This window comes from Pseudomonas sp. XS1P51 (genome assembly GCF_054897845.1).
Window position 1 is genome coordinate 6,514,841 of record NZ_CM142707.1, and the last position, 14,384, is coordinate 6,529,224.

At 58.9% G+C, this 14,384-nt stretch carries 6 protein-coding genes; all 6 read right to left on the minus strand.

The genetic code is table 11. The annotated features are described in order from the left end of the window. Window positions 1–107 precede the first annotated feature (107 nt). The gene (locus ACYZUD_RS30135; protein ID WP_462021460.1) at window positions 108–1,427 is read right to left on the minus strand and encodes an MFS transporter; all 1,320 of its coding nucleotides are present in this window, start codon (window positions 1,425–1,427) and stop codon (window positions 108–110) included. A 346-nt stretch (window positions 1,428–1,773) separates the two neighbouring features. Then, the gene (locus ACYZUD_RS30140; RefSeq protein ID WP_462021461.1) at window positions 1,774–3,108 is read right to left on the minus strand and encodes a sigma-54-dependent transcriptional regulator; all 1,335 of its coding nucleotides are present in this window, start codon (window positions 3,106–3,108) and stop codon (window positions 1,774–1,776) included. Then, complete coding sequence (locus ACYZUD_RS30145) at window positions 3,102–4,868, minus strand: sensor histidine kinase (protein ID WP_462021462.1); 1,767 nt, start codon at window positions 4,866–4,868, stop codon at window positions 3,102–3,104. The genes ACYZUD_RS30140 and ACYZUD_RS30145 overlap by 7 nt, the downstream gene beginning before the upstream one ends. A gap of 70 nt (window positions 4,869–4,938) precedes the next feature. After that, on the minus strand, window positions 4,939–7,716 hold the full coding sequence (locus ACYZUD_RS30150; RefSeq protein ID WP_462021463.1) for an RHS repeat domain-containing protein: 2,778 nt from the start codon (window positions 7,714–7,716) through the stop codon (window positions 4,939–4,941). Further along, a complete protein-coding gene (locus ACYZUD_RS30155) occupies window positions 7,713–12,362 on the minus strand; it encodes a SpvB/TcaC N-terminal domain-containing protein (protein ID WP_462021464.1) in 4,650 nt (1,549 codons plus the stop codon). The genes ACYZUD_RS30150 and ACYZUD_RS30155 overlap by 4 nt, the downstream gene beginning before the upstream one ends. Before the next feature lie 186 nt (window positions 12,363–12,548). Further along, window positions 12,549–14,072 (minus strand): fumarate hydratase, encoded by a 1,524-nt coding sequence (locus ACYZUD_RS30160; protein ID WP_462021465.1) that lies wholly within the window; start codon window positions 14,070–14,072, stop codon window positions 12,549–12,551. Window positions 14,073–14,384 lie beyond the last annotated feature (312 nt).

A 14,384-nucleotide genomic window follows, 5' to 3' on the forward strand; every position in this document is an offset into this window, starting at 1 on the left:
GATTTTTCATATAGCGACTGGCTGATGGAAACTCATCATTCTTAGCGCCAAAAAAAGGGGGGCAGACCTTGCGCAGGTCTGCCCCCTTTTTTGTAGCGCGAGTGGACTTAGTCGGTCTCGATCCGCGAATGCTTGCGGGTGTCTTTCATGGTGATGTACACCAGCAACGACACGGCAATACACGCGGTGACATACCAGTAATAACCGGTTTCCATACCAATGCTCTTGAACCACAGGGCGATGTATTCAGCGGTACCGCCGAAGATCGACACGGTCAGCGCGTAGGGCAGGCCTACGCCGAGTGCACGGATCTCGGTCGGGAACAGTTCGGCTTTCACCACTGCGTTGATCGAGGTGTAGCCGCTGACGATGATCAGCGCCGCCATGATCAGGAAGAACGCACCCCACCAGGACTGGATAGTGTGCAGGGTGGTCAGGATCGGCACGGTGAACAGCGTGCCGAGGACACCAAAGGCAATCAGGATCGGCCGGCGACCGACCTTATCCGACAAGCCGCCGATGATCGGTTGCAGGCACATGAACAGGAACAGCGTTGCAGCGGAAATGGTGGTGGAGTCGGAAATGCTCATGCCGACGGTGTTCACCAGGTATTTCTGCATGTACGTGGTGTAGGTGTAGAACGCCAGGGTGCCGCCCATGGTCAGGCCGACCACGGTCATCAGTTCTTTCGGATGGCGCATCAAGGTGCGCATGGCGCTTTCCTTGGCCTTCTCTTTCTTGGTGAACGACTCGGTTTCTTCCATGCCACGACGCAGGTAGAGCGCGACTACGGCACACAGCGCGCCGATGGCGAACGGGATGCGCCAGCCCCAGGCGTACAGCTCTTCGGTGGTCAGCACTTGTTGCAGCACGATCAGCACGGCCAACGCTATGAGCTGGCCGGAGATCAGGGTCACGTACTGGAAGCTGGAGTAGAAGCCGCGACGTTCTTTGGTCGCCATCTCGCTGAGGTACGTCGCCGAGGTGCCGTACTCGCCACCGACCGACAGGCCCTGCAGCAAGCGGGCAAACACCAGCAGGATCGGTGCGCCGATGCCGATGGTTTCATAACCCGGGCTCAGGGCGATCAGCAGCGAGCCGAAGCACATCAGGTACACCGAGGCCATCAAGGCACGTTTGCGACCGGCCTTGTCGGCGTAGAGGCCCATCAGCCAGCCACCGATCGGGCGCATCAGGAAGCCCACGGCGAAGATCGCGGCGGTGTTCAGCAGTTGTGCGGTGGTGTCGCCTTTCGGGAAAAAGGCCTTGGCGAAGTACAGGGAGAAGGCGGCGTAGACGTACCAGTCGTACCACTCGACCATGTTGCCGACCGAGCCGCTGAAGATGGATTTGATGCGGCTGGCGGTGGTTCTTTCTCTGGCCGGTACGGCAGCCGACCCAAGGGGCAGGGTATTGGAGTTATCCATTGAAGGATCCTTCGTTTAATTGTTTTTGTGGAGCGCGTTGAAACGCAGCCTGCTGGGGCTATAGCAGGAGCTGTGCCAACGGGAGGAGGGCCGGTTTAGAGGGGATGAATGTTTGCGGTGAGCGGAAATCCGCTTATTTTGGATTGGGGGCAAGCGGAAAACCGCTTATCCGGCTTATGGATTTGCTTTGCCTGCACTGGCCTCATCGCGAGCAGGCTCGCTCCCACAATGGGCCGGTGTACACAGTTAAAAATGGGGAGGGAACAGACTTGCAATGGTCCGGTGTACACAATTCGAATGTGGGAGCGAGCCTGCTCGCGAAGAGGCCGGATCAGACACACAAAAATCAGCTGTCTTGCAGGAACATCTCGCGGGTCAACCCATGTCGCTGCATCTTTTCATTGAAGGTGCGGCGCGGCAGTTGCAGCTCTTCGAGCACCGCTTTCACGTCGCCCTTGTGCCGGGTCAGCGCCGCGCGCAAGCAGTGCGCTTCAAATGCTTCCTGCTGTGCCGCCAGCGACTGCCCGGGATCGATGCCCACCGGTTCCGGCTCGCCGAGGCCCAACACCTGACGCTCGGCCACGTTCGCCAGTTCGCGCACATTGCCCGGCCAGTCGTGACTCAGCAGATGGCTCAACTGCGGGCCGCTCAGCGGTGGGAACGTGCGCCCCAAACGCTCGGCAGCGCTTTGGGCAAACGACTCGAACAATAACGGAATGTCTTCACGACGCTCGCGCAACGGCGGCAGACGCAACTCGGCGACGTTCAAGCGATAGGCCAGATCCTCGCGAAAACGTCCGGCCCGCGCTTCGTCCAGCAGATCAGGTTTGGTCGCCGCGATGATCCGCAAGTCCACACGAATGCTCTGATTCGAACCCAGACGCTCCAGCTTCTGCTCCTGCAATACCCGCAGCAATTTCACCTGCTGGGCCAACGGCATGCTTTCGATTTCATCGAGAAACAGCGTGCCGCCATCGGCGTATTCGAGCTTGCCGATGCGCTTGCCCTGGGCGCCGGTGAACGCGCCGCTCTCGTGACCGAACAGCTCGGCCTCGAACAACTGCTCGGGAATTGCCGCGCAGTTCAGGGCCACAAACGGCTTGTCGGCGCGCGGCCCGAAGTCATGCAGGCAACGGGCAACCAGCTCCTTGCCGCTGCCGGTTTCACCGCGGATCAGCACGTTGACCGGCAGCGCCGCCAGATCCAGGACTTGCCGGCGCAGCGTCTGCAAGCCACGGGACACACCGAGCAGCGTCGCGTCGAGTTTGGCGCGGTTGTCCGCCTGCTCGTGCAAGGCACGGTTTTCCAGCACCAGCCGGCGTTTATCCAGGGCTCGGCGCAGGCTGCCGAGCAGGGTTTCGGGGCTGAACGGTTTTTCGAGGAAGTCATAGGCGCCATCGCGCATCGCGTCGACCGCCATCGGCACGTCGCCGTGGCCGGTCAGCAGGATCACCGGCAAATCAGCATCGCGGCGTTGGATTTCGGCCAGCAATTCCAGCCCCGTCATGCCCGGCATGCGCACGTCGCTGAGGATCACGCCGGGGAAATGCCTGGGCAATTGCGCCAGGCATTCATCGGCGCGACTGAACAGCTGCACTTCGAAACCCGACAGGCTCAGCCATTGCTCAACGGCGCTGCGGATGCTGCTTTCGTCGTCGACCACCATCACGGAATTCAGCATGAGCCATGAGCCTCCAGATCGATCGGCAGCATGACAGTAAAGGCCGCGCCGCTGCCTTGATTTTCCACACTCAGGCGTCCGCCCGATTCGTGAACGATAGCGAACGACACCGCCAGCCCGATACCCAGTCCATCACCCACCGGTTTGGTGGTGAAAAACGGATCGAACACCTTCGCCAGGTTTTCTTCGGCAATGCCGCCACCGTTGTCGGTAACGGTAAGACGCCAGAGTTGTTCGTCGGCTTCGAGGCGGATTTCCAGACGCTTGCAGGGTTTGTCCTGCATCGCATCCAACGCGTTGCGCAGCAAATTGATCAGCACCTGTTCCAGACGAATCGCATCGCCACGCACCCAGGCCGGGCGCGTCAGGTGCAGTACCGTGCTGACCTGTTCATCACGCAGGCGAGTGTCGAGCAGTTGCAGCGATTGGTCCACCACGGCCGCCAGGTCCAGGCGTTCGCGCAAGCCACTGGGGCTTTTGCGGGCGAAGGTTTTCAGGTGGCCGGTGAGGGCGGCCATGCGCGTCAGCATGTCATCCACCGGTTTGAGCGCCTTGTAGGCGTCGTCGACCCGGCCGTGATCGAGCAGCAGCCTCAGAGTAGCAAGCTGCATGCGCTGGGCGGTCAGCGGCTGATTGATTTCATGGGCCAGCGCCGCAGACATCTGGCCGAGGGCGGCGAGCTTGGCCGATTGCACCAGACCGTCCTGTGCCGTGCGCAAGTCGCGGGTGCGTTCTTCCACCAGTTGTTCGAGTTCTTCGCGACTGCGCTGGCGCATTTTCGCCAGGCGCCAGCGCTGGTTGAGAAACAGCAACAGAAACACCAGCGTCAGCCACAACCCGGCAGCGGCGAGCGCGGCGTTGCGGCTGTCTTCGAACGCGACCTGCGGGCGACGCAGCAGGTGCAGGGTCCAGCCTTCGGCGGTCAGCGGCAGGGATTCCCACAGGTAATCCGCTTTCCCGTCCGGGCCATTGACTCGCGCCAGCTCACTGTTGTCGTCGAAGCGTCGCAGCGATTGATAGTCCAGCAGCGTCAGCGGCTGCTTGTCGTATTGGCGGGTGGCTTTGAGTTCGGCGTGATCGCTGTCGTTCAGCGGTTTCAACTGGCGATAGCGCCAGCCCGGCTGGTTGGCGATGAAGATGATCCCGCGCGCGTCGCTGACCAGCAGCGTGTCGCTGCCCTGACGCCATTCGCGCTCCAGTTCCGGAAACTCGAGTTTCACCACCATTGCACCGAGAAACTGCCCGTCGTCACCCGTGACGGCGCTGGACAGGAAGTAACCGGGAATCCCGCTGGTCACGCCCACTGCATAAAAGCGCCCGGTGCCCTGGGTGCGGGTCTGGCTGAAGTAGGGGCGAAAGCCATAGTTGTGGCCGACGTAACTGCTGGGCAAACGCCAGTTACTCGCCGCCACGGCGAGGCCGGTGTGATCGAGCAGTTCCAGGGTCGAGGACTGCGCGGCACCGTTGATCTTTTCCAGTTTTCGATTCAGCACGTCCTGTTGTTCGGGCGTTACCGGTCCGTTGAGCGCGGAACGCAACTCCGGGTCAAGCGCCAGCACGGCGGGCAGGGCGCGGTAGCGTTCGATCAGGGTGTGCAGGGACGTGGCGTACAACGCCAGTTGCTGATTGGCGCGGGCAGCGTCTTCCACCAGGGCCTGACGCTCGGCGTGGCGCGTGGCCAGGGTGGCTGCGAGGGCTGTGCCGGCGAGGATCAGGAAGGTGTAGAGCGTCAGGCGCAGGGTTCGGGACGTTGGCAGCATGATGGTGCAAACAGATAGAAAGTCGGGCGGGCACCATAGCATGGTGTGCCCGCTGGAAGAGACATGCCTTTCATTGACTGGTTGCGGGTGTTCTGCGAAAGAAATTCAAGAAGCCGCTGAAGTAGCCAGGTTGTCCTCGATCTTCAGCTGCAGGCTGATTTCGCTGCATGGGTGCTCGATAGCCCACCATTTTATGTAGATCCACGACAGTGAAATTGTTACCGAGAGCACTGATGAGTTCAGGAGACTTAATAGCTTCTGTAATCGCATTTATGGTGTTTTCTGGAAGCTCCGTATCTTGCGTTGCGTCGTGAAAATCATCATCGGGACCTTCCAGTATCTCTCTGATGCGATTGGCTTCGGCTTCGAGCTCTTCACGCGACTCTGCATTTCCATTGATTGTGGATAGTTCGATGTTTTCTTGTGAGGTACCCGTGCTGCTCTCGATATCCTTATGAATCCGACCCATGATTGTGATGTTGTATGTGCGCAAAATAATTCGAGCTACCAAGTTGCCAACAATTCCCCCGACTATCCCGCCTACTGCCGTGCCAACTGCCGCCGCTGTCGCTCCGCCTTCTGCTGAGCCGCCAGCTGGGTTGGTTGTTTCGTTCAATATGCCTCCTATCACGCCGCCCACTGCACCACCGAGTGCCCCGCCTGCCGAGGTTAACTTTGTTTTTGCGCTTGTTGCGAGGAATCTCTGAGCCCGGTGTTTAAAGTCGTTCCACAGACCCTCGGGGTTTGTGTTTACTAAATTTTCAAGGTCGCGTTTAGCCTTAAGGAACGTGTACAGATTGCGTCTTTGTTCATCGGTCATTCCCTCAAAGTCTAAACCCGGTGGCAGTGGTGGCTCATCTGCCATCTGTCCTTGTGCGTCGACGTACCTCAGCGGATTGCTCCTGACCATCCGATACACATTCAACCCATCCACATCCCCCGCCGGATCCGGACTGATCCACCGACACAACCACGGCGCGTAATACCGCAACCCATAGTCATACAACCCGCTCGCATCCCGTTCCTTGCCCGAATAACGAATGGTTTTGTAACGGGCCTCGACGTCATTGCGCGCCGCCCACCAGGCCGTGCCGCCGTAGGGGTAATAACCTTCATGGCTGATGATGTCAGCCTCGCCATCCAGTTCCAGAGCGCTGGAGCCCAAATGGTCGCAGAGGCTATAGCGCAACTGATCCTGCTTGATATCGTCGGGTGGCGGCGTGACCCAGTGCAGGCAACGTACCTGATCGCGCTCGGCCTCTACGGTGATGACTTCCAGGTGTTCGCTGGCATCCAGCGTACGGATTTCCAAGCCAGGTAAATATCGCACTTCACACACATGCGTCGTGCCGCTGGCAAGGCTGCGTTGCTGTTTTCGCACGCGCAGATGTTGATGGTCATAAACGTAATATTCAGCATCGTTCTCGCCACCATCACGGCTGACGAACGTGATTTGTTGCAGCTGGTTTTGCCCGGTCCACAGCAAGCGTTGATCATGAGGATGCAGACTTTGCAGGTTGCCACTAGCATCAAAGCCACGACCGAAATCGGGTGGACGTTGTTCATCCCAGGCCAGTGCCCGGTTGCTGTCTTCGGCAACTTTAAACGCTCGGCGATGCGCCTGGCCGGGATGGCCGCTTTCGTGGCGCAGCACGGTGAGGTTGCCGCCCTGATCGTACTCGTAGTGTTCGGTGTAGTTGAGCAGCCGGTTGCTGTCGCCAGGGTCGGGCATCAGTTCAGGCAACTCTGGGCGGATGCTCTGGCCCAAGGCTTCGCGGCCCGTTGCACTGATCAATTGGGACAGGCTGTCGTAGGTGTAAAGGCTAATAGCCTCAACCTGCTGATTCGCAAAATAGCGTGTGGGTTGGGTGTGATCTTGCAATTCCACTACGTTGCCACCGGCATCGTATCGGTAACTCAGTGCCTGCAACCGTCCTCGACCGACGCGATCGGTCGTCAGTCGTAACAAGCGTCCACTCGCCGGGTCGAACTGCGAGCTTGTGGTCGTGCCGTTGCCGGCGGTTTGCGATTCGATCTGGCCCCGGGCATTGTACCTCAGGCAGTGCAGCAAGGTTTTTTCGGCGGTGTCGTCCTTGAGTTGCAGGTGCACCTGTTGAAGCTGGCCTGCCCGGTCGAAGTGCCATGATTGCCGGTGGCCGCGGGCGTCGACTTGCCGAATCAGTTCGCCGAGCGGGCTGTAGCGTCGACGAGTCTGGAAACCTTCGCACGGCTCGAGTAATTCGTTGCGAGCTTCGAGTGACAGCGGCCAGTCGGGGCGTCGCAGGGTTTTGAGAAAGTGCCGCTTCTGGATGATCAGCTCACCCAGTAAACCGTACTCCTCTGAATGCAGAGTGCCGGCGGTGTCGTCGTAGCGGATCAACTGGCCGCACTGATTGCGTTCGGCGAACCTGGCCGAGTTGTCCGCGTAGGTCAGGCATTCGATGATTCGTAAACTCGAGTCTTGCGTTTGTTCATGGATCGCTGTCAGCCGCTGCTGTTCGTCGTACTTGTACGTCCAGTGGCTGCATCGGCCATCCCAACGTGTCTGCATCTGTCCGGATTCGCCGGGCAACTCCAGACGCCAGCCGGCATCGATACTGTCCGTGAACAACACCGCCCCCGAGAGGCTGTAAACCGTGGCCAGATTCGGTCGGGCCTTGGGTGTCAGGAAGCGCGGGTCGCGTTGCGCCACCAACCGGCCGGCGATGTCATGCTGTTGGGCCGTAACCCGCGCCTCAGGGATGAGCGGGTCAATGTCCCGCCGCCAGTACGTCACCTGGCGTACTGGCAGGCTGCGGTTATCGATGACCACCAGCTGTGGGGTGTGTGCATGGACACTTGAGTTCAATGGAGTGTCCAGTTATTCCAAATGGTCGGTGGACGGGTTGGTGGCGGGTCAAACAGATCGTTCTCATCGAAGGCAATGGTGTACCAGCAGCGATAGCGCTGTTCTCGACGCAATGGTCTGAGTTCCGAGTTTTCTCCTTGCTCCATTTTTTTCGCCAGGATGGTGTGCGTGGGGCGGCCGGCGGCGTCGTAAAACTGTTGATCGTGATAAGCGAAGGCGCGTAACGAATCGTCGTTGATGCGACGAAACTGATCGGCGAAATAAGGCCGGTAGATCCGCACCTTCTCACCCTTGTTGTTGTATTCGACGGGTTCGCTGACCCGCCAGCGCCGCATGGCTTCGGCTTCCTCCGGTTTACCCTCTTCATTGAGTTTCAAGGTGCCGTCGTCCGCCACCACCCAGGCCTTGCCGGGCTCCACTTCCTGCTTGGTTTGCAGCACGCGGCCGAAACCATCCTGATGGATGATGGCGATGCGAATCTGTAACTCCGGATCACCCGGATAGCGGTCCGCCTGCAAGGTCGCGACGTGAACCGGTTCTCGATGGGCAGCGTCAACGTATTGCTGCAAAAGCTGTTCGTCTGCGCTCGGGTTTTCGAGCTCCAGCAGATGCTGGCGCGCGCGATCACAGAGATGGCCACTGGGTAGTACAAAACCTTGCGCTCGGGCCCAGTCGAACCAATCGCCCTCCGGCAGCTGAGTTGTCGGGATTCGGCCCATCCAGCTGAAAGCATCACTGAACATGGCCATGGCGTAATTGCCGATGGCTTTGCGGGCTGTACTGATGGCACTGGTCGGGCTGCGGTCGTAGGGCGGAATATAGTTACGCAACGAATGAAAGCCGACTTTCTCACCCAGTTCAGTACCATAAAAACTGGTGACCAGCACCTCGCCAAAGGCGTTGTAGCGCGCTTCCTGAATATTGCGATTGGGGTCTTCGATGGCCGCGGGCAAAAACGTGCAGTAATCGGTGTTCAGCGTTCGGGTGATGCAACCGTCCGGCAGTTCGATAGCCGTGTGCAGGCACCAGTGGGGGTCATAGGTGACTTTGGTGATGCCGTGGCTTTGGGTCTGCTGGAAATGTTTGATGTTGTAGAAACCTTCCGGACCATGATAGCTGGGGAAGCCTCGGTGCACGGACCACAGGTAGTTCTTCGCGTCGGTCGGGTCCGCCGGTTCAGGTTCAGGTTGTTCCGGTTTGGGCAGGAACCACTTCATGATGTGGTAACCCACTGATTCAAGCTTTTCCTTGAGATTGAAGGGCATTTCCTGCTGGTCATTCTTGAGCTTGTCGTAAGCGCTCAGGGCTTTGGCATCCAGTTCGGCAATTTCCACGTGGCCTGGCAGCGCATGGACAGTCGCCTTACCCTCTTCCATCGTCTCACCGGTGGCGGGGTCGATGTAGAACTGCATGGACATTCCGGCGAGCACCCACTGCTCCGCCCATTTATCAGTGTCGCTCCATTCAAGGACGTTCTTGTGGTGGATGTCCTCGATATTCAGATCTGACTTTTTCAGCACCAGTGCATTACTGCGCTCCCTGAACGGCAGCCCGAGCCGATAGGGCTCTCCCGGTTTCCAGCTCGCTTCGTCATAAACATGGATGTATTCGGCTTTGGACTCAGTCAAGTACCAGCACTGTTGCGCGTCATCGTGGGCGTCCGTCCACCAGCGGTTTTCATGTTCGTCATCAAACGGCGGTGTTGCGTCGGTTTTGCGCCGTGCGTAGTAGACGACGAAGGCATGCAGCACGCTGCCGAATTCGTCCCATCTCAGGTTGAGCGTGTGTTCGCAACGGGGGTCGTCCGGCATTTCCGGTTCGTACTGATAGCTGATCGACTCCAGTGCCATGGGTTGCAGCACGGTGTAAGGGTAATGCTCACCTTTTGCGCGCAGCAGGCGAACCTGAAAGCGATGTTCTGCCACGGCATAAGGCACCATGGGATTATCCAAAGCGAACACTTCAGTGCGCAGCGTCGAGCCGCTGAGCGCGCGCGCGATCTCGCGAGCGGTTTCCTCATCGGGTGGTGGCTCGATGGGTTCTGCCGCTCTGTCTCGCAGATGAAAACGTTCCAGCCTGGTGGGTTCCAGGTCTTTAGCGTCTGTGTCGCCAATGTAATAACCGTTCCTTGGTTGATTTATGTACTTGCCAATGTGAAACCAGGTTTTACTCCAGATCGGAGCGGTGAACCCCAAGCTCGCGCGTTCTACCTCGGTAGCTTCGGTATCGGTCTGCAGTAACAAACCAAAGCCGCGGAATTCTCGTTCGAAGGGGTCGTAGTAGCCCTGGCGATAGCTCATGAGCTGGGTCAGTTGATTGCCGGTGATTTCATCGACCTGGGTTTGACGCTTGACCAGATGCATCGCGAACGGCACACCGGATTCAACGACGGTGTCTTTATCGATCTGGTGTTGTTCGTATTCCTCGTCCAGGAATTCCTGCGCCGAACTGCGATAGCCGATGAAACTCAGAGCGCCCATGTTGTTGTTGCTGCGATTGACCAGGTACGGCTTGGCTTTGACGAAATCGTAGCGCCAATGCCGTGGGGACATGTGCGGTACGGTCAGGACCAGGCCGGTGCATCCCAGCCCCAGCAGGTCGGCAGTGGTGACCTGACACAATCTGTCGTAACGCACGCCTTCAGGCCAGGGCAGATCGATGGATTCGCTGGCGAAGCCCTTGCCGCAGTGGTTCATGAACACTCGCAGGCGGTCCGATTCCAGATAGATCAGGTCGGTTGCGCCCGAGCCATCGAGGTCCGCCAGCAGGGCCTGTGAAGCATTGAAGCTCTCGTAAGGAATGTCCGGTGCGTTGAGTTTGATTCTTTTACCAAAGCGGCCATGCCCCAGATTGGGCCAGCACTCCAGACTGTTGTGACGGATGCGAAACAAGTGCTGTTTGCCGCTGCCCAACACATCACTGAAACCCACCACTTCAGTTTGTGAACTGCTTGGCAGTGGCAAGGCATCGTCGTTGTCGTGCGGCACATCGCTGCCTTTGCTGAAGCCGTTGTCATCGCCCATATTGGTGTACAAACGCACGCTGTTGCTGCCGATCAGGGCGACATGGGTGCGACCGTCACCCACCAGATCGGCCATCTGCGCCTGGGGATGGAAATACTCCAGCGGAAACGCTTTGTAGGGGACGTACGTCGACCACTGGCGGTCGGGGTGCATCGTAAAGAAGCCATTCATGCTCGGGGCGTGCAGTCCCCATTCCAGCTTGCCGTCACCGTTCAGGTCGCTGAGGGTCTGGCGTACCGCTTTACTGCTGTCGGCCAGCGGGATGTACGGCAGCTCTTTCAATTCGCCATAACGCACGTCATCGCCGCCGCTGTCGGCCCGCAACGGTTCGCGGTAGTACCAGGCCTTGTCATGACGGCAAAGTACGCCCGGCATGCCTTTGCCGTACAAATCCACCAACTGGTAGCGCTGACCGTCATTGAGTCCCGGCATCTCTGGAAAGGTGCTCCAGCCCGGATGTTCACCTTCGAGATCGAAGGGCGCGTAGTTGAACTCCATGGGCGGCCGGCTCTCAACCTGGCCTTGCCCGTCATAAACCTGAAGATGAGCAGCGGTCAAATGGCTGTAATCCAGCGGGCTCTGGTGATGCTCCAGAAACAGGCGCTGAACCAGCAGTGGCGAATCACCGAGCTCGGCGGTGAAATGGTGAAACATCAACACTTGTCGACACAGGCGTCGGGTGCCCAATTCGAATCCGTAGTCGTGGTTCCAGAACGGGTCGCTGCGTTCGAGCCACTCGCCGTACTGTTCGCCTTCCTGCAAGTATGGTGGGCCGTAGGCCGGTTTTACCGTCAGGTCGTGGCTGCGTTCGCCATAGTCGAACAGCAGATGAAAGTGGAAGTGCACGTTTTTCCGGTCATCGGCGTTCAGGCAATACAGCGTCGACTCCGCCACCGCGTTGCCATAAAGCACCCGGTGCAGATATCGCTGGGCACGATAATCGCGAAACTGTGGCGCGGTGGGTTCTTCTGTCTCGGCCTTGTACTCATAGACGATGTGCTCGCCGCGAGTGTTGACACTCTCGTCCAGCAACCACACACCGACGCGTTCGGGTTCCAGTGGTTTGCTCTCGTCTTTGTGTTCAGCCCGGCGCGAGGCCAGAGTCTTGCCATACACGTGGGTGCTGCCATCGGCGCTCTGAATCTTCCAGAAACCCGCCGCGTCATCTTCATTGAACCAGCGTTCGATCTTGGCGAATCCGCCCTCGATCCGGGGCTGGTAACTGACAATCCGATAATCTGTCGTTCCAACGACGTCGGCTCTCTCGCTGGGCTTGCCGTTACCGTCAAGCACGACCATCCAGACCTCACCGTCGGGGCCGACGATCAGATCCTTGCCTTCATAAAATGGAACGCCCTTGCTCGTGCGTACCGTGATGGCGTTGACGGTCAAACTCCAGCCGATGCCGTACTGACTATTGCCCACATGGCTGCTGTAGCCGAGCGAAAGCGACGGCACCAGATCACGATTGGGTGCATTGGAAATCGGCAATGACAATGCCAGCGAGGCTGAACCCGTGGTGCCCACCGCTCCCCAACCACCAAAGCTTGCAATGGCGCCGCCAATTTTGGGTTGGGCGGGGGCTGAAATATTGATAGTGCCTTTTTGTTCTTCCGTGGCCATTTCTGTTTCCACCTGACAAGGACGCACAAGTGCATTCAACTTATCAGGGGATGCAACGGCTGTGACCTGTCACATCTGACAGGTCAGCTCGATTAACCCACAAACAATTGCGGTGTTCTCAGGGCGAAAAAAAACCGGTCTGTCGTCGCCGACAGGCCGGTTTCTTTATGGGCGTTTCAGTGCAGCTTACTGCACTTCCACCGCCAGGCTTTCACTGATCTTTTTCTGCCAGATGGCAGGACCGGTGATGTGTACCGACTCACCCTTGCTATCCACCGCAACAGTTACCGGCATGTCTTTGACGTCGAACTCGTAGATCGCTTCCATGCCCAGTTCGGCGAACGCCACCACGCGGGATTTCTTGATGGCTTGCGCCACCAGGTAAGCCGCGCCACCAACCGCCATCAGGTAAACCGCCTTGTGGTCCTTGATCGCTTCGATCGCGGTCGGGCCGCGTTCGGATTTGCCGATCATGCCCAGCAGGCCGGTTTGCTCGAGGATCTGACGGGTGAACTTGTCCATCCGCGTCGCGGTAGTCGGGCCGGCAGGGCCCACCACTTCTTCGCGTACCGGATCGACCGGGCCGACGTAATAGATGAAGCGACCCTTGAGGTCCACCGGCAAGGCTTCACCCTTGTTCAGCATCTCGACCATGCGCTTGTGCGCGGCATCGCGACCGGTGAGCATTTTGCCGTTGAGCAGGACGGTTTCGCCCGGCTTCCAGCTCTGCACGTCTTCCGGGGTCAGGGTGTCGAGGTTGACGCGACGGGCCGACGGACCGGCCTCCCAGACGATTTCCGGGTAGGCGTCCAGCGGCGGCGCTTCCAAGGACGCCGGGCCGGAACCGTCGAGCACGAAGTGGGCGTGACGGGTGGCGGCGCAGTTCGGGATCATGCACACCGGCAACGAAGCGGCGTGGGTCGGGTAATCCATGATCTTCACGTCGAGCACGGTGGTCAGGCCGCCAAGGCCCTGAGCGCCGATGCCCAGTTGGTTGACCTTCTCGAACAGCTCCAGGCGCATCTCTTCGATGCGGTTGGACGGGCCGCGTTTTTTCAGCTCGTGAATGTCGATGGATTCCATCAACACTTCCTTGGCCATGACGGCGGCTTTCTCGGCGGTGCCGCCGATGCCGATGCCGAGCATGCCCGGTGGGCACCAGCCGGCGCCCATTTCCGGAACGGTTTTCAACACCCAGTCGACGATCGAGTCGGACGGGTTGAGCATGGCCATTTTCGATTTGTTTTCGGAACCGCCGCCCTTGGCCGCCACGTCCACTTCCACGGTGTTACCCGGAACGATGGAGTAGTGGATAACGGCAGGGGTGTTGTCCTTGGTGTTTTTGCGAGCACCCGCCGGGTCGGCGAGGATCGAGGCACGCAGGACGTTTTCCGGCAGGTTGTAAGCCCGGCGCACGCCTTCGTTGATCATGTCGTCCAGGCCCATGGTGGCGCCATCCCAACGCACGTCCATGCCCACGCGGACGAACACGGTGACGATGCCGGTGTCCTGGCAGATCGGGCGGTGGCCGGTGGCGCACATGCGCGAGTTGATGAGGATTTGCGCCATCGAATCGCGGGCTGCCGGCGATTCTTCACGCAGGTAGGCCTCGTGCATCGCCTGGATGAAATCAACGGGGTGGTAATAGGAAATGAATTGCAGGGCGTCGGCAACGCTCTGAATCAGGTCGTCTTGCTTGATCACGGTCATGAGTCGCGCTCCTCTAAAAGACGGGAACATTCAATAAGGTGCTTGCAGCTTGGGTGCATCGGTCGGTTGCAAGCACCTTTCAAGGCACGCCGGGCATGCTGGCGCGACGCTAAAAAGGCGCGGCAGTATAACGCGCCTCGATGGCGGGTACACGCGCCGACAGTCAATCGTTGGTCGCATGGGATGGTATTGGCTATCACGCCGGATGTAGGAGCTGTGTAGGAGCTGTCGAGTGAAACGAGGCTGCGATCTTTTGATCTTGATTTTTTTAACATCAAAAGATCGCAGCCTCGTTTCACTCGACAGCTCCTA

Excerpts from the sequence above, each read along its gene's own strand:
- ACYZUD_RS30135 (WP_462021460.1), bottom strand. The coding sequence starts at position 1,427 with ATGGATAACTCCAATACCCTGCCCCTTGGGTCGGCTGCCGTACCGGCC.
- ACYZUD_RS30140 (WP_462021461.1), bottom strand. The coding sequence starts at position 3,108 with ATGCTGAATTCCGTGATGGTGGTCGACGACGAAAGCAGCATCCGCAGC.
- ACYZUD_RS30145 (WP_462021462.1), bottom strand. The coding sequence starts at position 4,868 with ATGCTGCCAACGTCCCGAACCCTGCGCCTGACGCTCTACACCTTCCTG.
- ACYZUD_RS30155 (WP_462021464.1), bottom strand. The coding sequence starts at position 12,362 with ATGGCCACGGAAGAACAAAAAGGCACTATCAATATTTCAGCCCCCGCC.
- ACYZUD_RS30160 (WP_462021465.1), bottom strand. The coding sequence starts at position 14,072 with ATGACCGTGATCAAGCAAGACGACCTGATTCAGAGCGTTGCCGACGCC.